The sequence below is a fragment of the Maritimibacter alexandrii genome, from assembly GCF_005871115.1.
Lineage (GTDB): Bacteria > Pseudomonadota > Alphaproteobacteria > Rhodobacterales > Rhodobacteraceae > Maritimibacter > Maritimibacter alkaliphilus.
Window position 1 is genome coordinate 1,229,802 of record NZ_SWKQ01000009.1, and the last position, 24,224, is coordinate 1,254,025.

20 protein-coding genes are annotated in these 24,224 nt (G+C 62.7%); 13 read left to right on the forward strand and 7 right to left on the reverse strand.

Translation table 11 applies throughout. The features are described 5' to 3' along the window. Nucleotides 1–206 precede the first annotated feature (206 nt). Both FCT00_RS06865 and FCT00_RS06870 read right to left on the reverse strand, forming a co-directional pair. The gene (locus tag FCT00_RS06865; RefSeq protein ID WP_138422356.1) at nucleotides 207–992 is read right to left on the reverse strand and encodes an enoyl-CoA hydratase/isomerase family protein; all 786 of its coding nucleotides are present in this window, start codon (nucleotides 990–992) and stop codon (nucleotides 207–209) included. Then, a complete protein-coding gene (locus tag FCT00_RS06870; RefSeq protein WP_138422357.1) occupies nucleotides 989–2,659 on the reverse strand; it encodes a flavin-containing monooxygenase in 1,671 nt (556 codons plus the stop codon). The genes FCT00_RS06865 and FCT00_RS06870 overlap by 4 nt, the downstream gene beginning before the upstream one ends. A gap of 388 nt (nucleotides 2,660–3,047) precedes the next feature. Between FCT00_RS06870 and FCT00_RS06875 the strand changes: the two genes are divergently transcribed. The 8 genes from FCT00_RS06875 to FCT00_RS06910 are packed head-to-tail and all read left to right on the forward strand — an operon-like array spanning nucleotide 3,048 to nucleotide 10,116. Next, nucleotides 3,048–4,739: a class I adenylate-forming enzyme family protein gene (locus FCT00_RS06875; protein WP_138422358.1), complete on the forward strand. Its 1,692-nt coding sequence runs from the start codon at nucleotides 3,048–3,050 to the stop codon at nucleotides 4,737–4,739. Then, the gene (locus FCT00_RS06880; protein WP_138422359.1) at nucleotides 4,736–5,485 is read left to right on the forward strand and encodes an SDR family NAD(P)-dependent oxidoreductase; all 750 of its coding nucleotides are present in this window, start codon (nucleotides 4,736–4,738) and stop codon (nucleotides 5,483–5,485) included. Before FCT00_RS06875 ends, FCT00_RS06880 begins: the two co-directional genes overlap by 4 nt. Beyond that, complete coding sequence (locus FCT00_RS06885) at nucleotides 5,479–5,946, forward strand: hotdog family protein (protein WP_212747995.1); 468 nt, start codon at nucleotides 5,479–5,481, stop codon at nucleotides 5,944–5,946. Before FCT00_RS06880 ends, FCT00_RS06885 begins: the two co-directional genes overlap by 7 nt. A 10-nt stretch (nucleotides 5,947–5,956) precedes the next feature. Next, nucleotides 5,957–6,490: a MaoC family dehydratase gene (locus tag FCT00_RS06890; RefSeq protein WP_138422360.1), complete on the forward strand. Its 534-nt coding sequence runs from the start codon at nucleotides 5,957–5,959 to the stop codon at nucleotides 6,488–6,490. Then, nucleotides 6,487–7,209: a TetR/AcrR family transcriptional regulator gene (locus FCT00_RS06895; protein ID WP_138422361.1), complete on the forward strand. Its 723-nt coding sequence runs from the start codon at nucleotides 6,487–6,489 to the stop codon at nucleotides 7,207–7,209. The genes FCT00_RS06890 and FCT00_RS06895 overlap by 4 nt, the downstream gene beginning before the upstream one ends. An 8-nt stretch (nucleotides 7,210–7,217) precedes the next feature. Continuing rightward, nucleotides 7,218–7,739, forward strand: coding sequence for a TRAP transporter small permease (locus tag FCT00_RS06900; RefSeq protein WP_138422362.1), 522 nt, complete (start codon nucleotides 7,218–7,220; stop codon nucleotides 7,737–7,739). Continuing rightward, a complete protein-coding gene (locus FCT00_RS06905) occupies nucleotides 7,739–9,028 on the forward strand; it encodes a TRAP transporter large permease (protein WP_138422363.1) in 1,290 nt (429 codons plus the stop codon). The genes FCT00_RS06900 and FCT00_RS06905 overlap by 1 nt, the downstream gene beginning before the upstream one ends. A 56-nt stretch (nucleotides 9,029–9,084) precedes the next feature. Beyond that, on the forward strand, nucleotides 9,085–10,116 hold the full coding sequence (locus FCT00_RS06910) for a TRAP transporter substrate-binding protein (RefSeq protein WP_138422364.1): 1,032 nt from the start codon (nucleotides 9,085–9,087) through the stop codon (nucleotides 10,114–10,116). 65 nt (nucleotides 10,117–10,181) lie between these two features. Here FCT00_RS06910 and FCT00_RS06915 read toward each other — a convergent pair whose 3' ends face one another. From FCT00_RS06915 to FCT00_RS06925, 3 genes are all read right to left on the reverse strand, one after another. After that, nucleotides 10,182–11,102 carry an alpha/beta hydrolase gene (locus FCT00_RS06915; protein WP_138422365.1) on the reverse strand — a complete coding sequence of 307 codons (921 nt, stop codon included), beginning with the start codon at nucleotides 11,100–11,102 and terminating at the stop codon, nucleotides 10,182–10,184. Between the two features lie 386 nt (nucleotides 11,103–11,488). After that, nucleotides 11,489–13,081: a tannase/feruloyl esterase family alpha/beta hydrolase gene (locus FCT00_RS06920; RefSeq protein WP_138422366.1), complete on the reverse strand. Its 1,593-nt coding sequence runs from the start codon at nucleotides 13,079–13,081 to the stop codon at nucleotides 11,489–11,491. Between the two features lie 186 nt (nucleotides 13,082–13,267). Further along, nucleotides 13,268–13,450, reverse strand: coding sequence for a hypothetical protein (locus FCT00_RS06925; RefSeq protein WP_138422367.1), 183 nt, complete (start codon nucleotides 13,448–13,450; stop codon nucleotides 13,268–13,270). A gap of 157 nt (nucleotides 13,451–13,607) precedes the next feature. Here FCT00_RS06925 and FCT00_RS21745 point away from each other — a divergent pair, with 157 nt between their 5' ends. The 5 genes from FCT00_RS21745 (at nucleotide 13,608) to FCT00_RS06950 (ending at nucleotide 18,454) form a co-directional block, all read left to right on the forward strand. Continuing rightward, complete coding sequence (locus FCT00_RS21745; RefSeq protein ID WP_268920905.1) at nucleotides 13,608–13,742, forward strand: hypothetical protein; 135 nt, start codon at nucleotides 13,608–13,610, stop codon at nucleotides 13,740–13,742. Nucleotides 13,743–14,473: 731 nt separating this feature from the next. Next, on the forward strand, nucleotides 14,474–14,980 hold the full coding sequence (locus FCT00_RS06935) for a hypothetical protein (protein ID WP_138422368.1): 507 nt from the start codon (nucleotides 14,474–14,476) through the stop codon (nucleotides 14,978–14,980). Between the two features lie 424 nt (nucleotides 14,981–15,404). Then, nucleotides 15,405–16,598, forward strand: a complete 1,194-nt coding sequence (locus FCT00_RS06940; protein ID WP_138422369.1) for a PDDEXK family nuclease — start codon at nucleotides 15,405–15,407, stop codon at nucleotides 16,596–16,598. Between the two features lie 68 nt (nucleotides 16,599–16,666). Continuing rightward, nucleotides 16,667–16,999 (forward strand): hypothetical protein, encoded by a 333-nt coding sequence (locus FCT00_RS06945; RefSeq protein ID WP_138422370.1) that lies wholly within the window; start codon nucleotides 16,667–16,669, stop codon nucleotides 16,997–16,999. 408 nt (nucleotides 17,000–17,407) lie between these two features. Further along, a complete protein-coding gene (locus tag FCT00_RS06950; RefSeq protein ID WP_138422371.1) occupies nucleotides 17,408–18,454 on the forward strand; it encodes a Hint domain-containing protein in 1,047 nt (348 codons plus the stop codon). A 527-nt stretch (nucleotides 18,455–18,981) separates the two neighbouring features. Here FCT00_RS06950 and FCT00_RS06955 read toward each other — a convergent pair. Both FCT00_RS06955 and FCT00_RS06960 read right to left on the reverse strand, forming a co-directional pair. Next, nucleotides 18,982–22,707 (reverse strand): AAA family ATPase, encoded by a 3,726-nt coding sequence (locus FCT00_RS06955; RefSeq protein ID WP_138422372.1) that lies wholly within the window; start codon nucleotides 22,705–22,707, stop codon nucleotides 18,982–18,984. 3 nt (nucleotides 22,708–22,710) lie between these two features. Continuing rightward, nucleotides 22,711–23,931: an exonuclease SbcCD subunit D gene (locus FCT00_RS06960; protein WP_138422373.1), complete on the reverse strand. Its 1,221-nt coding sequence runs from the start codon at nucleotides 23,929–23,931 to the stop codon at nucleotides 22,711–22,713. Between the last annotated feature and the right edge of the window lie 293 nt (nucleotides 23,932–24,224).

The following is a 24,224-nucleotide window of genomic DNA, read 5'->3' on the forward strand; positions in this document are numbered from 1 at the left end:
GCTCAGGCGTATGTGTGAGAGAAGACGGGCATAGCCGTCGAGATAACTGAAAAGTAGGCGCAGATACTAAGGCAAACTCAGGTGCGCAAACGCCAATGTGACACGCACCCGTGCGCCCCCCCCATTGTGGAGCGTCCATTCGACACCGATGTTGCGGTTATGGGCGACCTCCACCTATCGGTCGCTCACAGTCGAGCGAAATATACCTACCCACGTTTGTTGTCTGCGAAGGCGCGGACGGCATCGGCGTGTTCCTTTGTCTCGTTCGATCTGATCTCGTCGGCAAATGCTGCATCGGCGTGATGTGAGGCCAGAGCGACCAGGGGACGGTTGATCGCGATCTTGGTCCAACGGATCGCCCTCGTTTTTCCAGCCGCGAGTCGTTCGGCCAGGTTATAGACTCGCGTGTCTAGGTCCTCGGCGGGCACCGCGTCTGTAAGCAGACCGATTTCGGCTGCCTTGGTAGCCGGGATCGCGTCCCCCGTCAGAAGGTATTCGCGTGCACGCAGATAGCCGACCATTTGCGGCCAGAGCAGTGCGCCGCCGTCTGCGGCAACGAGACCAACAGCGACATGCGGATCACCGATTTTTGCGGTCTCGGCGGCAATCGCGACGTCGCAGGACACCACAATAGACGCGCCAAGCCCCATCGCGTGACCGTTCACCCGCGCGATGATCGGCTTCTCCATGGAAAGCTGCCCGACGAGAATGCGTTTGGCTTCGCGGATCGTCACATGGAAACGTTCTGGTTCGTCGATGGCGTCCTGCATCCAGTCTAGGTCCCCGCCGGCGCTAAATGCGCGCCCATTTCCGGTGAGCACGATCACGTCGCTGTCGGGATCGTCGTCCAGGTCAGCAAAGAGCCGCGAGAGCTCCGTATGAAGCGCGGCGTTGGCAGCGTTCATCGCTTCGGGCCGGTTCAGCCGAACGGTGAGGATGCGGCCTTGCCGTTCGAACTCTATATGGTCGTAACGCTCGAAGAAGTCGCTCATGCGAAAGCCTTTCTGGGCCTTTGCGCCAATGGCGCCCCGTCGAACAGGAAGCCTTCATAGCCGTTTTCGCGGATGCGCGTGCAAAGGTCTCGATACATTGGGTTGCCGCCGATCCACACAAGTGCGTCGCGGCCTTCGCGGCCGAGGTTCGTGTTGATGCCGGTAAACCACGAGTTGGTGGAGCCGATCAGGGTCCTCGACAGGAGTTTCTGGCAAAGGCGTGTGTAATCGGCCTGTGCCTCCGAGGTCGGCTCGATCACCCGCGTGCCTTGCTCGAGCGCCGTGCGCATGAGCCCGTCCAGCCAATCGATCATCAGGGCCGAGCACCGCGGAATGTTGCAGAAGGTGGCCCCGTTCTGCGGGCCGACCAGCATGAAGAAGTTCGGGAAATCGGCGACTTGCATCCCGAGATAGGTCGACATGCCCTCATCGAAGCGGTCCTTCAACGAAACGCCGTCGCGCCCCCGGATGTCGATCCGGTTCCAGGAGCCCACGATGGCGTCGAAGCCCGTCGCGAAGATAATGACATCTAGGTCGAATTTCCCGGACTCGGTTTCGATCCCGGTTTCTGAAATGCGCGTGATCGGGTCGGCCTTCACGTCGATGAGGTGAACATTGTCCTGATTGTAACATTCGAAATACTTGGTCTCGAGCGGCACCCGTTTGGTTCCATAGCCGTGATCCTTGGGGATAAGCTTGTCGGCGGTTTTGGGATCGGACACGCGTTCGCGGATCTTGTCGGCGACAAATTCTGAGACGAGATCGTTTGCTTCTTTGTCGAAGAGCACGTCCTTGTAATTACCCAACCATAGTGAGAAGCCGGGGCCCTTGTAGAGCTCCTCCCAGAGCGCACGCCTTTCTTCTGGCGTTGCCTCCAACGTGTTCTGGTCGCGGAAGATATGGCTGAACCCAGCGAGTGTCGTATCGAGGAAGCCGATCATGTCGTCGTAGTTTGCCTTGATTTCCTGCATCTCGTCGGTCGTGATCGGCCCGTTGCCCAGCGGCGTGCACCAGTTGGGCGACCGCTGGAACACCGTCAGATCGCCCGCCACCTTCGACATTTCCTGGATCACCTGCACGCCGGACGACCCGGTGCCAATGACGCCGACGCGCTTGCCCTCGAAGTCGAGCGGGGCGGGTCCGAACCCTCCGGGGTCGCGCGGCCAGAGCCCTGTGTGAAGCGTGAGGCCCTCGAACGTGTCGCGTCCGGGGATGTTGGGGTATTGCGGCGCTGAAAGGGGGCCGAGCGCGGAGACGAGGAAGCGGCAGGTCATGTCAGGCCGGTCGTCTTCGAACGAGACCGTCCAGGTTGCGGCATCGTCGTCCCAGGTGGCGGCCGTGACGCGTGCGTTGAACGTGTAGCCCTTACGCACGTCCATCACGTCCGCGGCCTTGTTGATGTAGCTTAGCACTTCCGGCTGGGCGGCGAAGCGTTCCGACCAGTCGAAATTCTCAAGCAGCTCGCGCGAGAAGAAATAGGCGTAGGTCTCGGATTCGGAATCCACCCGGGCCCCAGGGTAGCGATTCCAGTTCCAGACCCCTCCGACCTGGTCCGAAGCCTCGACCCCGCGAACGGTCATGCCCATCTCGCGCAGGCGATAGAGCATGTAGAGACCGCTGATCCCGGCTCCGATGACGATCGCGTCGAATTCTGGCTGGCTTGCCATGCGCACTCCTCCACTTGGTGCGGCGCGGGGCGTGCCCTGGCCACAATGCTGCCGAACGCTGGCACATGGGCGGACTAACTGTCAAGTTTCTAAGCATACTCATCCGTATATCATCTGAGAACTGAGCTGGCCCTTTCTGCCCCCGTCGAGCGACAGCCTGTTACGAAGTTCTCCCGTGTTACCCCATAAGTTACTGAAAAGGTTTCCTAATTATAGATGTTGCGTTCAACAAGACCTTCACGCGACCGGCAAGAATGGCGCGCCGGGGGTATCGATACTTGATAGATGAAAATATACGTGCCAGTATCTGTTTTGCGGCAAGCGCCCGATTCCACGCTTCGGGAGGGGTGCGACGGATCGCTCGCCGCGAAGATACTGGGAGGACTCCATGGCCCGCACGTTCAGGGACCGTCACGCAGATATTCTGAAGCGCCACCCCGTGTGGCGGCCGCGGATGCTGCACGAGATCCTCGACGAGACGGCGGCCGAGGCACCCGACCGACCGTTCATCATCACCGATGCGGTCACTTACACTTACGCGGATGTCGCGGAGCGCTCCAAGCAGGCGGCCGGAGGACTGGCCGCGCTCGGCGTGGCGCAGGGCGATCACGTCGCGCTGCTCATGGCGAACCATCCCGATTTCGTCTGGATCAAGTATGCCATCTCGCGCTTGGGCGCGGTCTGCGTGCCGGTGAACTTCCTCAACCGGCGCGATGAGCTTTCCTACGTGCTCGCGCAGTCGGACGCGAAGGTGCTGATCACAATGGATCGGTTTCGCGACCTCGATTACATCAGCATGCTCGACGACATTGCGCCCGGCTGGGAAAGCGCCGGTGGTGGCGACGCGCTGCCCCGGTTGTCGCATGTCGTCGTGCGCCCCGACGCCGGCGCGGTCCGCGACGGTGTCCGGACACTCGCCGATGTCGACGGCGACGCGCCGGCCTCCGTAAACTCCGACGCCGAACTCGTCTCCGACATCATCTACACGTCCGGGACGACCGGGCAGCCCAAGGGCGTGATGATGACGCACGACATGCTGGCGCGGGCCTCGTTCACCAGTGCGCTGACGCGTGGCTTTGATGATGGCTGGCGCGTGACCTTCTCGCTGCCGATGTATCACGTCTACGGCTACGTCGAAGGCATGCTCACCGCCCCCTGGGTCGGCGGCGCGATCATTCCGCAGACCGCGTTCGACCCGGCCGAGACCGTTCGCGCCATCGTCGAGCACAAGGCACACGACGTGCTACTGGTCCCGACGATGACGCTCGCGATCCTCGAGCATCTGAAAGCCAGCCCAACCGAGATGCCCGACCTGGTGGCGGTCATCAGCTCCGGGCAGCGTTCGCCGAAGGGGATCTGGGACGAGATCCGCGCCCGTTTCGGCGATGTCGAGCTGACCACTGGCTACGGGATGAGCGAAGTCACGGCAACGATGGCGCTGACACGTGTCGGCGACCCTGACGATAAGTTGCGGGAGACGAACGGACGCATGCGCGACGCAGGACCGGCGGGAAGCGAGGACCTGCGCGGCAAGTTGGTCCTCTACCGCGTTGTCGACCCGCAAACGAGCACTGTTCTACCCGACGGCGAGACCGGCGAACTCCAGGCTCGCGGCTTGTGCGTGACCCAAGGCTACTACAACAAGCCCAAAGAGACCGAAGAACTCTATACCGCGGATGGCTGGATCCATACCGGAGACCTCGGGCACCTTGTCGAAGACGATTATCTCGTGCTCGATGGCCGGCTCAAGGAGAGTTACCGGTGCGGCGGCGAACAGGTGATGCCGACCGAGATCGAGGACGTGCTGACGGCGCATCCGGATGTGATGCAGGCCCATGTCGTCCCGGTGCCCGATGCACGCATGGGTGAGGTCGGCGTGGCCTACATCGTCGCGCGAAACGGCGCCGCGGTCACCGAGGACGAATTGGTCGAACGCTGCAAGAATTCGCTCGCCCGGTTCAAGGTGCCCAAGCATGTTCTGTTCATTGACCAGACGGACCTCCCGGTGACGCCCTCGGGGCGGGCTCGCAAATTCCTGCTATCCGACCGCGCAATCCGCGAACTGGAGATCGACGCATGAGCCGGGTCGCCCTCGTCACAGGCGCGGCCCGCGGGATCGGCGCGACGACTGCCCTTCGACTGGCCGATGACGGCAACGACATCGCGGTCCTCGACCTGACGGTCGAGGCCTGTGAACAGACTGTCGCAGATGTCGAGGCCCGCGGTCGCAAGGCGGTCGCCGTCGCGGCCGACGTGTCGAACCCTGAAGCGGCAGCGCGCGCTGTTGCCGAGGTCACCGACCGGCTTGGGACACCCACCGTGCTGGTGAACAACGCCGGCCTGCTGCGCGAGGGAACGCTGCGAAAGACTTCGTCCGAGACGTGGAACTCGGTCCTCGATGTAAACCTCGCGGGCGCGTTCAACATGGCCCAGGCGGTGCAGATGGGCATGCGCGCCGAACGTCACGGCCGTATCGTGAACATCACCAGCACTGGGGCACTCGGCGCAACCGGACTCTCGGCCTACAGCGCTGCCAAGTCCGGGCTGCACGGCCTGACCAAGTCGCTGGCGATCGAGTTGGGCCGATTCGGGATTACCGTGAACGCGGTCGCACCCGGCCTGACCCTGACTACCATGATCGACGAAATGTCAGGCCGCACCGGCGAAGGCGTGGACGCCATGACGGAGGACGCTCTGAAGAGTATCCCCGTCGGTCGCCTCGGAACGCCGGACGACATCGCCCACGCGATCTCCTTTTTCACCGACCCGCGCTCGGATTTCGTGTCGGGCCAGATCCTCTACGTCACCGGGGGGCCGAAATGCTGAAACGAATGGACAACCAGATGAACGACAAGATGACGGCCGAAGAGGCCTACCGCATCACGCCGGATACGGCCGTCGGCTTCGAGCTGATCGGTGTGAAGAAGAAAGCGGCGATCCAGCTGATGGGGTCGCGCCTCTGGGGGCGGTTCAACCCGAACCACTGGGACCCGGTCTATGCCGACGAAACCGGTCTCGATGCGCCGATCCAGACCGGCGAGATGAGCTCGGCCTACATCGCCGAGATGTGCGTCAACTACCTGGGCGCCGCGATGTTCAAGGGCGCCCGGTTCAACTGCAAATACGTGGCCTCGATCCTCGCCAACGAGATCATCGAGACGGGCGGGCGCGTGACCGCGAAGGAGCCAGATGGCGATGGCTATCGGTTCACGCTCGAGGTCTGGGCCAAGAACGACGCTGGCGAGCTCAAGTCCATCGGATCCGTCGAAGCCACAGTGGGCGCGTGAGGAGAGTGAAATGAACAAGTCCATCGCCACCGACAGCCTTCGTCCGATGACCGAGGTCCAGGTTCGTCAGACCCGGGAATTCATCGAAAGCCTGAAGGAAGACTGCCAGACCTATTGGGACATGGTGGAAGTGGGCGACGTGCTGTCGCGCGACCTCACCATCACGCCGGAGCTGGTCATCCTCTACGCCGATGCGGTCGAAGATTACACGCCCTGGTATGAGGGCTGGAAGATGAACACGTGGCGCATCGAGGGTGACAGCCCCTTCGGCGGCGCGATCGTGCCGCCGATGATGGTCAGCCACTTCGTGCTGTCCGTGCAATTCGACCACACAAAGCCCTTCGCCATCGGCTCGGTCCACACCATGCACGAGACCGAATTGCACGAACCCATCCCGGTCGGCGCGACCGTTACCATCTCGGCCAAGGCCGTGGACAAATACGAAAAGCGTGGGCGCCGCTACGTGCGGCACGAAGTAACCGTGACCGATGTGAATAGCGGTCTGCTCTACATGCGCGAACTAAGGGACATCATGTCGCTATGACCTCGAAACATGTGGATAACGCGAACCGGGCCGCGCTTTCGCGGGCAAAGGCTAACGGGCATAACGGCGAGGCCATTTCCTCAAAGGAGCCCGTTGCCGTGCCCCAAGAAAGACCTTTGAAATTCCGCGATGAAGTCGCCCAGTTAAAACGTGATCGCATCGTCGATACGGCCGCCGACTTGTTCTACGAGCACGGATACGCCAACACGACCCTCGATGCGGTTGCCGAGCAGATGGGTTTCTCCAAGGCCTTCATATACTCTAACTTCTCATCGAAGCCCGAACTGCTGGTCGAGATCTGCATCCGCGGCGTTGCCCACGTGCATGAGGCTGTCGAGGGCGCACTGAACCTACGCCTCGATACCCGCACCACGCTTGCGCTGGTGGTGGAGCGCTACGTTTCTTCGGTGCTCAAATACCAGAAATACATCGCCGTCTACACGCGCGAGGAGAAGAGCCTGCCCGCCGACGAGGCGATCCGCGCGAACGAAAAGCGCCGCCAATTCTTCTCCATGATCGCCGATTTCATTGAAAGGGGCCGCGACGAAGGGGTCTTCAAGAGCGACGACCCGCTTCTCAGCGCCCTCACTCTCGGCGGCTCAGTGACCTGGATGGCCTTCTGGTATCGCGAAGGCGGCCGCCTTCAGCCCCATGAAATCGCCTCAAACATCACACGCTCGACGATGCTGATGCTCGGCGCGGCGGACGCCGACAAATAGGAAAGCCAATGGAGATGCCGAAGATCGCACGACACGCGGGGACCTTGGCCGGACTTGTGCCGGGGGTTCTGCTGCTCGCGACCGCGCTTCTCACGCTCGCGGATGTCGTCGGACGCAATCTCCTGAACGCGCCCGTTCCAGGCGCGACGGAGCTCACGGAACTGGCGCTCGTCGCAATCACCTTTCTGCTCTACCCACGCGTGGCGTGGCGCGACACTCACATTTCCGTCGACCTGCTAGACGGTATCATGGGGCCGCACGCCAAGTGGCTGCAACGGCTCCTCGCTGCATTGATCGGTGTCGCCGTCTTTGGTGTCCTCGCATGGCGGCTTTGGCTGCTCGGTGACCGGATCTCTGGATATGGCGACGTCACGCCCTACCTGCGGTTGCCCTTGGGCCCAGTCTACTACGGCATGTGCATTCTCTCAGGCGTCACAGCGATCATGTATTCGATGCGCGTCGTCCTAATTTTCGTCATGCCGCAACGCCTGCCCGAGTTTACGGGCAAGGCGACAAAAGGGATCGAATAATGCTGAGCGCGGTCATCGGATTTCTAGCGGCGTTCGCGTTGATATTCCTGCGTGTGCCGATTGCCCTGTCGTTGGCCCTATCGGGCGCGGTCGGTTACGCAATACTCGTGGGTGTTAAGCCTGCCCTGTCGATGATCGGGATGTCTGCCGTCAGTTCGACATTGAGCTACAACCTTGCCGTCATTCCGCTGTTCATACTCATGGGCAACCTGATCGCCGGCGCAGGTATCGCAAAAGAACTCTACCGCACCGCACAGGCCTATGTTGGACACCTAAGGGGTGGACTCGGCATCGCGACCATCCTGTCCTGCGGCGGGTTCGCCGCCGTCTGCGGTTCGTCCGTTGCGACCGCCGTGACGATGGGCAAGGTTGCGATACCGTCAATGCGCGAATTCGGCTATTCGGACCGTCTTGCGACTGCGACTGTTGCAGCTGGCGGCACCTTGGGCATCCTCATCCCTCCGTCGATCATCATGGTGGTCTACGGTATCACCACCGAAACCAGCATCGGCGAGCTCTTTGCCGCTGGCGTCATTCCCGGTCTTGTGGGCATCGTCGGCTACAGCCTTGCAGTGCGCTATACACTCTACCGTCGCCCGGACGCGGCCCCTGACATCGAGCGCGCCAGCCGCGCGGAGCGCCGCGCGACACTGCGCAAGACGTGGTCCGTGGCGGTCCTGTTCGCCGTCGTGTTGGGTGGCATCTACGCAGGTCTGTTCACGGCGACGGAAGCCGCCGGTATAGGGGCGTCGGGCGCACTCGTCTTTGCAATCATACGCCGGATGCCGTGGCGCGAATTCATCCGCATTCTCGTCGAATCTGCCGAAACCACAGCGGTCCTGTTCGCCCTTATCATCGGCGCGAAGATCTTCGCTGAATTCGTCAACTATTCCGGCGCACATCGCGGTGTTCTGTCCTTCGTTCAGGATAGCGGATTCAGCCCCGCGATGGTTATGTTGGTGATCTGTCTGATCTACATCCTGCTAGGGTGTCTTCTCGACAGCCTCGCGATGATGCTGCTGACGCTTCCGATGTTCTTTCCAATCGTTGTCGGCCTCGGCTACGACCCGGTCTGGTTCGGCATCATGGTGGTCATGCTGGTCGAGCTCGGGCTGATTACGCCGCCGATCGGCATCAACTTATTTATTCTGAAATCCGTGGTTCCCGAAGTGCCTCTGGGAACCATCATCCGCGGCATTCTGCCCTTCGTCCTGGCGGACCTGGGCCGGCTGCTTCTGATCGGACTCGTGCCGACGCTAGCTCTGGCGCTGCCACGGCTTTTCTTCTGAGGCATTCGCGAACTTTTCGCTCGGGCGAAAGGCCCGGGCTCTTCAGGGAGGACCAAATGAAGACATTCGCTTTGACGACAACGGCCACCGCCATGCTCTTGGCGGGCACAACCTTGGCTACTGCACAGGAAACCACTCTGACCTACTCGTCGTGGTTCCCGCCGAGCCACTCGCTCAACACAGCGCTGGCCGAATGGATCGAAAACGTCGAGGAGGCGACGGACGGGCGCGTTACGGTCGAATACCTGCCGGCGACTGTCGGTGCGGTGCGTGACCAGTTCGACGTCGCCGTAGACGGCTTGGCCGATATCGTGTTGATCCTGCCAGGCTACACGCCGGGTCGGTTCCCGATCATGGAAATGGGCGAATTGCCGCTTCTAGTCCCGACCGACCAGGCTACGGTCGCCCCGGTTTTCAACCGTGTCTATGACGACCAGCTCGCACAATACGAGCCGTTCAAGGGCACTCACGTTCTGACTGTATTCGCCTCGGCACCGACCAGCGTCACGACCACGAAAGGCAACGCTGTCACCTCAATGGAGGATTTCGAGGGCTTGAAGCTCCGGGCGCCGTCGACAACCGCCAGCGCCGTGATCGATGCCGTTGGCGCTGTCGCCGTGCAAAAGCCGGTAACGGAAATCTACGAACTTGCTTCCACCGGCGTCGTGGACGGGACGTTCTTCTCGCTCGGGCCGATCATTTCCTGGAAAACGCAGGACATCTTCAAAGAGATTACGATGATGCCCGGCGGTATGGGGCAATCTGTGATCGCGCTCCTGATGAACCAGGACCGGTGGGACTCGCTTTCAGCCGAAGACCAGGAGGCCATTACGAGTGTGTCGGGGCCTGAACTGGCGGAGATTATCGGTCGCGTCTGGCAGGAAGATGAGGACAATGCCGAGGCCCAGCTCGAGGAGATCGGCGGCTTCACCTACCACGAAGTTTCGGACGAGTTCTTCAACAACTTCACCGACGCGATGGCGCCGGTCGAGGCCGACTGGATCGCACGTGCGAAAGCGGCGGGGGTCGAAGATCCTCAGGCCCTCCTCGATTCGTTCCGCGCGGAATTGTCCGCGGCAAACGACTGATCACGCGCGACGTCACCACTCAAAAAAAACCGCACCCGTGCGCTCGTTGCGCGGGTGCTCTGCATTCAGCTCGCCGACAAGCTATCACGCAGGCGTTCGGCGGCCAGCACGAGGGTTGCCTCGATCGCGGGTGTTTTCACGCCGAGCGACAGAAAACCGTGCACCATCCCCGCGTGATCCCTGCTCTCGATATCAACACCCAGCGATCGAAGCCGGTCGGCGAAGCCCTGGCCCTCATCGCGAAGCACATCGCATCCGGCGGTCTGTAGTGTGACAGAGGGGAATGAAGCGACAGTCGCATCATCGAGCACGCGCAGCTCAATGCTCCGGTCGGCGCCAAGGTAGCAGTCCCAGAACCACCGCATACCCTCGTGGGTCAGCATCGCCCCCTCTGCGAATTCGTCGTGGCTGGCAGTGTTGCAGGCCGGATCGAGCGCGGGATAGAAAAGCGCGAGATGTCGCGGCCGATGGCCGGCTTCAAGCGCTCGTGCCACCGTTTCTGTGACGATCTGCCCCCCGGCACTGTCCCCGGCCAGGGCAACCCGTCCTGGGTCCACGCCATACGCTTCAGGCCGGGCCATGATGTCAGCCAGGACCGCCCAGACGTCGTCTGGCGCAGCCGGATAGTGGTGTTCGGGAGCGAGCCGATAGGCCACACTGATGACTGCTGCACGGGTGCGGTCGGCAAGCTCGCGACACAGCGGATCGTGCGTGTCGAGACTGCCCCAGACCCAACCGCCACCATGTGCGAAAAGGATGAGAGGCAGCATTTCCTCATCGGTCGGCCGGTAGTGCCGAACCACGATCTCCCGGTCCGGCAGCAGAACGGAACGCTCGTCGACGCGCGCCATCTCCGGCGCGTCCGGCAGCGCCATGGCTCCATCCGCAGCGCGACGGACCTTGTCCATCGGCACCGCGACAGGCGGCGGACGCACGGCGTTGCGCGGATCGGCAAGAAGATCCGCGAAGCAAGGATCAATGGGCAAAAGGCACCTCCACGAAGACCACTGTCACCCCAGTGTTGTCGAGTCATAGAGCGGTCGTCAACTTGGGCAACGCAGATATGAGTTAGCGCAATATGTGCCTCTAGGCGGTGTTGTTCATCCGCGCCATCTTCGGGAAGTGATGTCATGGAGTATCGTGGGAATGAGATACTGACGCCGAACGAGCGCGATTGGCTTCGTTTCTTGCGCGACATTTCGAACGGTCGGGATGTCGCCATCACTTTGCGCAGGGTGCAGTTGCTCAGGCGGGTCTGTGAGAGAAAGCGGCAATAGACACCGTCCTCACCACAGACGTCGGGGTCCCAAGGCGCACATTCGTGCCAAAGGCCAGACGTGTGGCCGGGCGAAACAATCGCCCGGCCACCCGGTCATTTCGCGCCGGGGTCTTCGCCGCAGGTGAAGCTGGCCGCATCGTCTATGTCGCCGGTGCCGTCGTGGATGGCGACGAGCGGATAGGGACACAGCGGGCGCGTCCGCTCGACCCCGTTCGCCAGGTCGTTGTCCGTATAACGCGTGGCGATGATGTGGTCCGGGGCGACGCCCTCTTCGACCCAGCGGGTGATGGCGTGGAACAGGTCATGTTCCGCATCCATCTTGAGCGGCATCGTCACGGGCAGGCGCGCGTTGCGGGTGCCAAAGGCGTTTGGCCCGGTTCCGCCTGCACAATGCTCGACACCCGGCGCCATGAACAGCCGGGCAAAATCCTGCGTCCGGTCCAACCCGCCGGTGTTGGCGACCACGCGGTCATAGTAGTCGATGCTGCCGGGTGCGAAGATCAGTTGGTCTTCCCAGCCGTGCCAGATGATCAGCTTGCCGCCTGCGTCGCGAAAGCCGGACAGGTCCGCTTCGTCCGTTCCGATCACGTCGTTGAATTTGGCATTGCTCGCGTCGAAATAGGCCGGGAAGTCGGCCATCGTGATCGTGCGCCAGTCGAAATCGGGATCGTCCATGACCCAGCGTGCGTGTTCGACGGCAATCGGAAACGCCTGTTCGCCGGCAAGACCGCCGATTGGCACTGTCGGGTCGAGCCCGAACCAGAGCGGCGTGCCGTCGGCGCGCATGGGGCCGTCCCAGATGGCGCGCACCGCTGTGACTTCGTCGGCGGTCAGACAGGCGTCGCCGCCTTCGGCACCGCATTGAAGCTCCGCAGGGTCGAAATCACAGCGGGCCGGATTTGCCACCGCACCATCTTCAAGCCCGTCGCCCGCGTCACAGGCCGCCCGTGCGGCGGTGCTGACCGCGTCCCATTTGCTCTGGGCAATCGGGCCGCCGAGCATTTCATGCATGACGATCTGCGGCCAGATTTCCGCGGCGATGAAGCGTTCCCAGTTGATCGCAGGCGCCCCGGCGATCACGCCGTCATAGGCGTCGGGCGTGCGCTGGACCTGCATCAGCCCCTGCCGCCCGCCGGTGGAGCAGCCGCTCCAATACGAATAGGCGGCAGGCTCGCCATAAAAGGCTGCGACGACGTTTTTGGCGTTGTGGGTCATCTCGATGATCCCGCGCGATGCGAACGTGACGACCTTGTCCATATCGACGGTGCCGGTGTCGTCGAAGGCAAAGCCACCGAGGATCGGGTTGCCGGGGTGGCCGGTGTCGGTGTTTGCCACGGCCGATCCTTCTCGCAGACCGCCCGCGAGTTCCTGATATTCGATGAACCCGGCGTAGCCTCCGCCGCCGATACCGACAAACCGCCCGGTCCAGCCTTCTGAGGGCATCCAGACCTCGACCGATATTTCGGGGTCGATCGTCAGCGCCACGCGGCAGAAGGGCGGCAGATCGGTCAGCGGCTCCTGACCCGGCGGCGTGAACGATCCGGTGTCGATGAATTCAGCCGTGGTGATGGTGACGCCGTCCGACGACAGGCCGGTGAGATCGGCGCAATCGGTTGCGGATTGCGCCATCGCCGGACCGGCGAGCCCAAGCCCGAGACAGATTGCGGATGCAATATTTCGCTTCATTCCAATAGTTCCTCCCTAAGATTCCGCAGAAATCCTTTGATTTACTGCGTTATAGTGCGAGAATCTCCCTATTCGCCTGTGAATGGTGCAACATTTTGCATAAATCACAAAAGGGAAATCTCGGGCTTGGACCTGCAGGGCAGGTCAGGTTTCGCCATCGGTGAAGGGGGTGAGCCGTGTGAGAACCTACAGAACGGCGTGGATCGCCTGACAAAGCACGCCGTGTGATCGCGCGTCGAAACAGCCTTGCCACGTCGCGACATAGACCGTGCCGTCGGCCATCCGCCGCAAGGTCGCGTAGAGGCCTTGGGTGGGCAGGTCTGAGCATAGAAGGCCGTCATGCGCCCCGTCGCCCGAGCGCGTCGTCATCACGCAAAGACCGCAACCGTGCGTGGCACGGGGAAAGGCTTAGGGGCGGAGCTTCTGCGCCTGGCGCCACCGCCGCCCGAGCGTGCGAGCGACCTGACAGACCCAGCCGCTACGCGAAGTTCGGTCCGCCCTTGGATACATTAGACCTATGCTCACCGTGCGCTCACAGGCGACCATCCTCGGCGACTCCGTCGGTGAACACGGTTGGTTCTGGCGCAACCGCGACATCGTGCCCGTCACTGTGATCGTGCTGGTCAAAGGTGAGTATGCCGAGTTCAAGGACGCGAGCTAGAGGAGATAGGTTGCCATTCGTCGACATTTCGGCGGACGGCGGCGACCACCTCATCTTTGTGACCAAGAGCGGCCACTAGCATTTCGATCGCGCCTCGTGTTGGTCGGGCCAGGAATGGCTGGATCGACACGCCGCGCCGGGTCCCTTGCATCTTCGAAATGACTCTCCTCCTTGGCTGCGCGCCAAGGCAGAGACCCGGATAGAGGGTTTACATCGGGTTTACATAGCGCCCGTTCCGGGTTGCCCAATGTCAACTCGCGGGACGCCGCGAGGGGCCATATTCACGATTTGTTCTCATTTCGGGTTTACATGGAGTTTACATAAAGTTGACAGATTTCACCCCAGAACCACGTTTTTTGGTAATCCATGTAAACCCTGCGATGCGAAAACCCCAACAAAACAGGCATCTGCGATCAGAGCAGGTCAGGCGGAGGTTTACATCGACCTCGGCGGTGACGGCGATCGACGTCCGCGCGCATCGGCGCAAAGGCCTTTAACGGTGCATCCGAGCGCGTCCTACGATCACCCTGACGACCCATGGACGTGTGGCCAAGTCGATGTCGAACCAGTTACGCGAAGGTCCATAGGAGCAGAAGTCGCGCACTGACGTGCATCATGGCTTGCGGGCCGAAACCTGGATGCTCCTGCCTGAAAAAAAATTCGCCGCGAACCGCATCCCGTCGTGCAGGTTGCTATAATGGGAGAGACTGAAGATCTGAAAGACGATGCTAATGAACCGACATCTCGACATCACACGAATGACTTCGGTCGCGAACAGGAAATTGCTCCAACGCGAGTTGCGCATATGGCTCGAACGCTACACTTTCACGCACTTCGTCACTTTGTCGTCCAATCACCAGAGCTTCAGCTACCAGTGGATGAAGCAACAGTTGAGAGAGTGGGATGCGCGCGTAAACCACTCTCTGAACGGCCGGCGGTGGCAAAAAAGACCGGACGAGCGCCTGGTTTGGTTCGCATTCCCGGAGAAGCTCACCACCAATCCGCACTGGCACCTCCTGGTGGCGGTTGATGACTACGCTGAGACGGCCGCTCGTGCTGCGCGCCTTGCAGATTTTCACATCTACGGCAGGCGGCACTGGATGGACTTATGTTACCAAGGATCCTTCGACGCACAGCGCATTGAATCAAAGGGAATAATCGAGTATGTTACCAAGGTGAGCGCCGACACGGCGTATCTGGAAAAGTTCGTGCTCTCCAGGGAGGTCATGAACATCTAGGGTTCGAAGACAGCCTGATTGCGACGCTTCAGGTAGGTCATGGGCATCTAGATTCTTGGCATTTCCATCGACCTCGCTCTGGTCGTAATGGCGAAGCTATGTTTGATAGCTCCGCTATTAATAGATCGAAGGAATGGTTCAGCGCCGACAACGGAGGCGCTGAGCGCAGCGAGCGAGGCCAACGGCCGAGTGAGTGAGCATGGCTAGCTGCTTGCTACATGCCACGAACGTGAAACCTTCTGCACACATTGCACGCGAAGTCCTAGAAAATAACGCAGTTCGCAATGAGGATGCAGCCAGGTGCCGCAACGACATCAAGTTCCAAAGCTCCCATGTTTTCGTTTCTAATTTCCGGTCGTTTTTGTTTGCTTCATAGTAGCTGAAAAGCCAGTGATACCACGTGGTTTTCTGAACGAGGCAAGATTTGGCACGACAACATGGACACCCCGTATTTATCGCAAACAAGAATGCGCCCGGGGTCGTTCTTTCGACGAACAGCGAATTCAATGAGGATCAGCTTCAACAACTAGTCCACGAGCACCCCGATGCTCTTCCTATTAACGAGATCGACGCGGCCTTCGAGGGTGCGATTTCGATCTGCAGGGAGCTGAACACACCCGCCGGCCCGATCGACAACTTCCTCATCACACCTTCCGGTCTCCCGGTCATCGTCGAGTGCAAGCTATGGCGCAACCCACAAGCACGCCGTGAGGTGGTGGGCCAGGTGCTCGATTATGCGAAAGAGCTCGCACGCTGGTCGTCGGCTGATATCGAGCGTGAAGCCGCCCGGCGCGGCGTGCCCTCGATCATCGACATTGTTCGCATGCGACACCCCGAGGTCGATGAGGCTGACTTCCACGATACGTTGACCACGTCGCTGGAGCGGGGCAGGTGCCTGCTGCTCATTCTTGGCGATGGTATTCGAGGTGGCGTTGAGGCGATCTTCGAACATCTCCATGACCAAGGTGCACTTCAGTTCTCCTTCGGCTTGGTCGAGATGCCGATCTACGACGTCCCTGGCGGCGGACAGCTCGCCCTGCCGCGCGTGCTGGCGAAAGCGCCGGTTGAAGTGCGGCACGTTATAGAACTTCCTGACGGCCTCAGGCTCGAAGATGAGACGCGGGCCGAAGATCAGATCGATCCGGATACACGCGCCCTCGGCGACGACCGCGCACAGTTCTGGCGCGAGTTTCTCGCCGTTCTTGATCTCGACGATCCTGATCAGCCGCTTCCACGCGCACCACGTCAAGGATTCATCGCTTTCGTGCTTCCGGCGCCCAGTGGCTCGGCGTGGATCAACGTCTACCGCAACATCACGAAGGGGAACGTGGGGCTGCACTTAGCCTACATGCGCGACACAATTGGATCGCAGGCGGTGGAAGCACTGATGCGCGAGGTCGGTGACGACCTCATTCCTGACCTCGGCGGCACCGCTGCGCGTAGCGAAACGAAAGCTTTCGGCCCGCCGATGGACGAGCGCCACTTCGGGGACCTGTCAGACGAAAAGATACGCGCCGAGGCGCTGGCATGGCTTGCCGACCGCACGAACACCTTCATCAACGTCTTGCGCCCCGCCATCCGGTCCGCCGTCGCTGACATCGAAGAAGCCGACGGATAGCGAGCGTGACCTGACTTCGCACCAGCCCCTCGGCGTGATGGGGCCGCAGAGTCTCTCTGTGCGCGCTCATGCTGCATGAAAAGGCGATCGATATCACCGGGGATGACGATCACCCGAAGATCCTTTTGATCGCCTGTGCTGGGATCGGAGTATATGTGCTGTCCAAGATCGAACGTCTGCACAGGCCGGCCCTTGTTCTGCTCTGGTGCGGCGTGGCCGCCCACTTCTTCTACTTGATGGTCGACTTGGGTGACGGCGACTATTTCCAGCTCCCTCTGAGCCGCATGACGCTGTCATGGATGGAAGAATATCTGGAACTGACCTCGACGGCGTTCTACTTCAGCGCGCTGTATATGCAGTGTTTCAGGGTCGTGACGCGTTCCAGGGCCAACTCCAGCTGAAATCAAAGGGCATGGGCGATTGCCGGGTGGGCGTGTCGCTGTTCTTCGCGCCGCGCCACCGGCCGCCATGTCCTGAGCGTTGCTGCATCTCTCCGTGGAAGCCCATTTCTGGTCAGGTAGCAGAAAAGGTCGGCCGTCTTTTCCAGACGCGCTCCCCCCGTCGTTGCGGTTCGGTTCGAAGGTCATAGTCCGCACCGAGATCCGATGGATCACGGCGTCCGTGCGACGGATTTTGTCGCAAGGATTCCTGATCAATGCCCCAGTTTGGTCCGGTTTGTTGTCAATCGTTCACTAATCGGGTCCAGGCGCCGGATCAGTTGCGCGCTTCGCCCAGTGTGCTTTTGACCAGTCCATCCCGTTTCCCGCACACCCCCAAGTTCGCTGAACGGAACGCCCAGAGACCACATCATGCCGATCTTCATGTCGGAAATACGGTTCGAGAATGCTTCGGACTTCATCGAAGTTGTTGCCCCTACGGGCACCGACATGACCGGCTACACGGTCGGAATCTACGATAGCACCGGCAAATACGTCGGCTCTTTCGGTCTAGGCTCCCCCGTCGTGACGACACTGGGGAACGACGGATATGTCGTCGACATGGGCGCCGGCATCCCCGACATGGGACAGAATTGGGGCGTCGCCCTGATAGATAACGGCGGCACGGTGCTCCAGTTCGTGTCCGGCGAAGGCAGCGTCATGACCGCCAGTGACGGCCCGGCGGTCGGCGAGACAAGCATTGCCGGCCCCGTGACCTCGGGCGGGCAGTCCATCGTCACCAACGATCAGGGTGGGACCTATGTGGTCGAGGCGAGCCCGAACCCGGGGACAATTCCCTGCTTCGCGCGCGGAACGCTCATCTCCACGCCGCAGGGCGAGCGTCCCATCGAAGACCTTCAGATCGGGGATCTCGTCTACACGCTCGACCACGGGGCGCAGCCCATCTTCTTCAAGAGCGCACGAAGGGTGGACCTCGAAGATGCACCCACCGAGCGAAAGCCTATCCTCATCTCCGCCCACGCCTTCGCGCCCGGATGCCCGACGAAAGATCTTGTCCTGTCTGCGCAACACCGCGTGTTGGTGGGTGGGTTCGATCAGATACCGGATGCATACGGTGAGGAAACACTCGTGCCCGCCAAGGCGCTCACCCTGTTCCCGAACATCCGCGAGATGAAAGGCGCACGATCAATCGAGTGGTTCCATATTGGCTTCCAGCAGCACCAGATCATTCGCGCCGCCGGTTGCTACGTCGAGTCTCTTCTTCTCGGAGAGATGGTCTTGAACTCACTGACCAGGTTGCAGAAGGGCGCATATGCCGAAACGCTCGGCGCAACCCAGATCGCCGATCCGTCTCGTTTGGTCCAAAAGTCGGCACGCCAGTGCTCGCCGTGCAGCGAGGCCGAGTTCGCACTCGGCAAGGTGCGGTGGAACCCAGCACGCAAGTCCTTGGTGAACTGACATGGAAGACCCGAAGCATAGCCCATCCAGATCCAGACTGCGCGCGTTGGGCTACGCATGCGCTCTGGTCATTTCGATCGTGTTCTGGGCGCCGGTTGTGACGATTGCTTGGCACATGGTTCACTAGCCCGAGTGCGGAATGGCTAGTTCGACAGGCTTCGCTGAGACTCTCTGTAGAGGCTCAGGGCGCGTTACCAACCGAACCAACACCTTCATCAACGTCTTGCGCGCCGCCATCCGGTGCGCCGTTGACGACATCGAAGAAGCCGACGGCTAGAGAGAGCAAACCGACTCCGCCCCCTACACCTCGGCGCGGTGCTACCACAGAGACTCTCTGCGCGCGCTCAGGGGCGCCTTCGGGTGTTCGGAGTCCCAAAGTGCTCGAAACGACTTGGATGCGCTCAGCGGGCGGCACAGAGCCCCTGAGAGCATGGCGAGATCTTTTGGTGCCGCAAATGCGCTGCAGGGGGGCACCTCTGCGGCCCATCCCCATTTTCAGATGTAGCCGTGCCGTTCTGTTGGGATGATCATCGAACGACCAGGTCGATCTCGCTCGCGCCACCACCAGTTTTCTGGACCTGAAGCTGAACCGGGATTCGGTCCTTCATCGCCTGGACGTGGCTGATGACGCCGATCGTGCGGCCCTCGGCCTGCAGACGCTCCAGCGCGTCGATCGCTAGATCCAGGCTGTCGGTGTCCAGCGAGCCGAACCCCTCGTCGATGAAGAGTGTTCCAGCGAGCACGCCGCGGGTGCCCATGCCGGACAGGGCGAGGGCAAGCGCAAGCGATACGAGGAAGCGTTCGCCGCCAGACAAGAGCCGCGTCGGGCGCACATCGTCCGCCATGTCCCGATCGATGATGTGCAACGCAAGGTCGCTTGCCGCCACCTTGAGCTGGTAGCGTGGTTTCAGGTCGTCGAGGTGCAGGTTGGCGCGCTCTACGAGCAGGGCGAGGGTGACGGCCTGGGCGATCTGCGCAAAGCGGTCACCCTTCGCGGAGCCCACGGCGTCGTTCACCGCCGCCCAGGTCTCGGCGGTCTTGCGCGCGGCCTCGATCTCGGCCTCCAGACCGGCGAGGGCCTTGGCCGCCACGGTGTCGGTTTCGAGCTTCTGGGCAAGCCCGCCCAGCGTCTCACCACGGCTCTGGATCTCGGTGTCCATCGTCAACTTTGCCGTTTCGAGCTCGGCCTTCGACGTGTCCGGCAGGCCTTCAGCCTTCAGCGCCGCGAATTCGTTGTCACGTTCCTGCATGGCACCCTGCGCGGCCGCGCGTTCAGTGTCGGCTGACCGGAGCGCCTGCCGCCGCGCCTCGACGGTCGCCGTCTCAGTGGCGTGAAGCGCAAGCAGGTGCGCTTCCGCGATCCCGGCGGCCTCGCAGGCAGCCGTGAGCGCCGCTTCGGCGTCCGTGACACGGGCCGCCGCGCCGGTTTGTGCCTTGTCTGCTGCTGCCAGCGTGCTCGCCAAGGCGGTCTCGGCACGGGCAGAGTTGTCCAATGCCTCGCGCGCGTCATCAAACGCCGCCTGCGCCGTCGTGCGCGCGGTGTTGTGGCGGGTCCGGTGGGGGCCGGTCTCCTCGCCGCCCAGCAGCTCGGCACGGTCGGCTCGAAGCCGCTCCAGCGTCTCGCACCGGCTGCGCTCCGTCGCCTCGGCCCGCTCTCGCGCGATCCTCGCGCCTGAGACGTCCGCCTGCGCCTTGGCGAGACTTGTGGACAAATCTGCCAGCGATTTCCGGGTGGCTTCAATCGTGTTACGCGCGGCGTCGAGCGTCATGAACGTTGCGCGCAGGTCGTCGAGCGTGGCATCCGGCCCAAAGGCCTCGGCGCGTATCTCGGTCGGCTCCAGCAGCGGGGCGAGCCTGCGATCAATCTCTGCAATCGTGCCCTGCGCCGTATCTCTGGCCTGCTCGAGCCGCGCGATCTCCCGCTCCTTCGTCGTGAGCACCTCCGCAATTTCGCGGATCCTGTCCTCGCCCTCGGTGATCCGCGCCTTGGCCGCGTCGATCGCGGCGTCAGCCTCCCGGTGCGCCCGGTCGAGCGCGGCAAGCCGGTCGCGGTCGGCCTCAAGCCCTTCGCGCCACCCCACAAGGCGCGCCGTCAGAGCGTCGAACCGGGCGTCCTCTGCGCGCGGCCCCTCCGGTATCTCGCCCGCCAGCGGGCCATCCTCCAGAGGCTTCGACGCCCGTGCAAAGCTCGCCTCGGCTTCGGCGACCTGCGACATCAGATCGGGCGCGCGATCGTTCTCGGCCTTGATCGTCGTCTCGGCGGCCTCGATCCGCAGGGCCGCCTGCGTGGCCGTGGTCTCGGACTTGTCGCCCCGGTCCTGTGCCTCGGTCAGACGGTTTCGCAAATCCTCGGCAAGCGCCGCGATCTCACCATCCGCCATGACCGGGTGCGCCGTGGCACCACAGACCGGGCAGGGGGTGCCTTCGACAAGGTGCTGGCGCAGGTGCTCGGCCTCACTCGAGGCCGCAGCGCTCGCGGCCTGTGACGGCTGGCGCAGGGCCTGCACCAGTTCCAGCGCGGTCTTCTGCTCGGCGCGCGCTTCGTCCAGAACCTGTTTCTGTTCGGAATAGGCTTTCTGCGCCGCCCCAAGCCGGTCCTGACTGTCCGCCAATGCCCGATCCGCAAGCCGCACGTCATTCGCGGCGGCGCGCAGCGTTCGCAGGTCCGCCTCGGCCTGCGCGAGCCGTTCAAGACGCGCACCCGGTGCCGCCTCGGTCAGCCGCTTGCGTTCGTCCCCGATGGCTCCCTGCGCCGTTCGCGCCGCGTCGATCTCACCACGCGCAGTCCTGGCGCCATCCTCAAGAGCCTGCCGCTTTTCTCGGTCCGCCGCGATGGTGGCCGACAAACGCGCGGCCTCGGCATCTGACGTCCTGGCCAACCGGGCCTGTTCGATCCGCGCACCAAGGCGTTCCTCGATCAGGCTCCGGTTCGCCAGCAGAACTTCGTGCCCCTTCACCGCGGCCAAAGTCCGTTCGGCTTCCTCCACCGCGTCCTTCAGCGCAGCCTCGTCGGCAACAAGCGCCGTGAGCGCCTCCTGCGTGCCTGTCTCGACCCCGCGCGCTTCGGTCAGCGCATCCACCGCCTTGGTGTGTTCGCCCACGGCACCGGCCACCCGTTCGTCAAGCGCAGAGGCCTGATCCCAGATCGGCGCGAAAGCCTTGAACACGCGCTCCGCCTCGTCCCGTGCGGCTTTCGCGGCGTCGAACCGCGCTTGGGCCTCCGCAACGAGCCCTTTTTGGGTCGCGAGCTCTGCCGTGATTCGAGCATGATCCTCCCGCGCCGTGTCTAGCGCCCGCTTTGCCTCCGCGCGCTCGCGCACCTCGCCCAGCAAGGCCTGCGCCCGGTCCCAGTCATCCAGCCAGACCCGGTCATCGGTGAGTGCGGCGTGCGCCCGCTCGGCGGCGTCCACCCGTGCTTTCGCCTTGTCGAGGCTGGCCTCGGCAGCCTCGACCGCTGCATATTGGGCGAGGTCCTTGCGAACCGCCTCGAGCGCCGTCACCGCAGCGGCCTGTTCGGCGCGCAGCGTGGTGATCGTGTCGGCAATCTCCGTCCGCTCGTCCGGCGACAAGAGCTGATGCTCTCCGCGCCGGGTCTCGAGCGTGTCGAGGGTGCCCACAGCTTCGCGGTTCCGCTCGAACACCCGGCGCGAGATGTCGCGATAGATGCCGGTGCCCGTGACTTTCTCGAGGATCGCCGCGCGTTCTTGCGTCCGGGCATCCAGAAAAGCGGCGAAATCGCCCTGTGCGAGGAGAACGGTGCGGCGGAACTCGTCGTAGGTCAGGCCCGTCAGGTCAATGACCCTCTCGTTCACGCGCGAGATCTGGGTTTCCAACATCTGCCCGTCGGCACCGCGCGCAAGGCTGCGCTCGATGGCCTGAAGGCGGCCGTCGATCTTGTCGCGCGCCCGTCGGGCCTGCCACCCGGCGACATAGATTTCCCCGTCTGCGGCGCGGAACGTGACCTCGGCGAACCCCGACGCCACGCCCCGGCGCAGCACCATGCGCGCGTCGGTCGACCGCAGCTCCTGCCCGCCGATATCGGCCACGGCTTCGGACGTGCCATCACCCGACAGGCGGGGGCAATTTCCGTAAAGCGCGAGGCAAAGAGCGTCGAGCAGGCTCGATTTCCCGGCCCCGGTTTCGCCCGTGATGGCAAACAGCCCGGCCGAGACAAGCGGCGGCGCGTCGAGCCGGATCTCGAACGGCTTGGCGAGGCTCGCGATGTTCTCGCCCCGGATCGACAGGATCTGCACGGCTCAGACCTCCCCGACAGCGTCGCGGAACGCCGCAAGGTGGCGTGGTTCGGGCGCAAAGCCGTTCTGGGTCTCAAATGCCGCGCTGAACAGCGTCTCGGGGTCAGTGTCCGACAGCGCGACGGCGGGCGGCACCGCACTGGCCTCGGCCGTCGTTTGGGGCCGGTGAATGCGCACCCCTGCGGTCCGCACCGGCGCCTCGCGCAACATGACCTCGGCCCTGCCCAGCACCACCGCAGGAGCATCCTCGGCGGTGAGTTCGACATAGACCAGCGGGCGCAGCTCGGTGGGCGCATCGGTCGCGATCCCGGCCAGCGCAGCCTCGAGCCCGGCAAGGTCGGTAATCCCCGACTCCGGCAGGCGCAGCACCGGGGCAGGCCACCCGATCTCCCGATGTGTGGCCGTAACCGACCTCCCGTCGATGTCGAGGATGGTGACGCCGTGACGATACCGGATTTCGGACGCCGACAGCGGGAACGGGCTGCCGGAATACCGCACCCTCCCGCCTGCAAGACCCTGCGGCCCGTGCAGGTGGCCAAGGGCGACGTAGTCGAGCCGCTCCGGGAAGATGTCGGGCGGCACCGCATGCGCGCCACCGATCAGGATCCGACGCTCGGCCCCTTCGCTCTCCAGCCCGCCGGCGCAATGAAGGTGGCCCGTCGCGATCAGGGGAAGGTCGCCGACCTTCGCAGCAGCGGCGTCGGTCAGCTCGGCATGGAACCGGCGCGCCGTCTCGATGATCGACCGGTCCTGATCGTCGACCGAGAAACTGATCCCGGTCAGGTCGGCGGCACGCAGGAACGGGATGGCCAACACAAACGCCGTAGGATCCCCATCCGGTCCCGGCACGGGCACCAGATGCGCATCGACATCGACCGCGCCGTCCTTGCGCCGCACCGTGCCGATGGTGTGGATGTCGAACGCCTCAATCAAGTCGCCTGCCGCCTCGAGTCTGAGCGCCGGGTCGTGGTTTCCGCCTGAAATCACCACGGTCAAATTTGGCCGCCGCCGCTTGAACCCGGCCAGGGCCCGATAGAACAGACGCTGGCTTTCGCCCGACGGGTTGGTGGTGTCGAAAACATCACCTGCGACGAGCAGTAGGTCGATCTCCTCGGTCTCGAGGAGTTCAGCGAGCGCATTCAGAAACACTTCGTGTTCCGCCTCGCGCGACCAGCCGTTCAGGGTCTGACCGATGTGCCAATCTGCGGTGTGTAGGGCGCGCATTGGGAGTATCCAAGTTCGTGATTTCAAATGGCTTGGTTTTTGTAGACCGTAGCAGCTGCTGCGCGGACATTCGATCTTCATTGCGACTGGGCTCTGCGCACGCTGAGGGCGCACTCTCGTGCAATTCGGACTCCCAGCACCTAAATCGGCCCGGATGCACTCAGCGAGCAGCACAGCGCCTCTGAGAGCGCGGCGGGTTCGATTGCACTTGGTCGCGAAGGAGCAGCGCTCGTCCAAGTCCTTGGCGGAACTGCTCGTCACCACGTCGGCCGCAGTGGTGGCACGGCTCACGC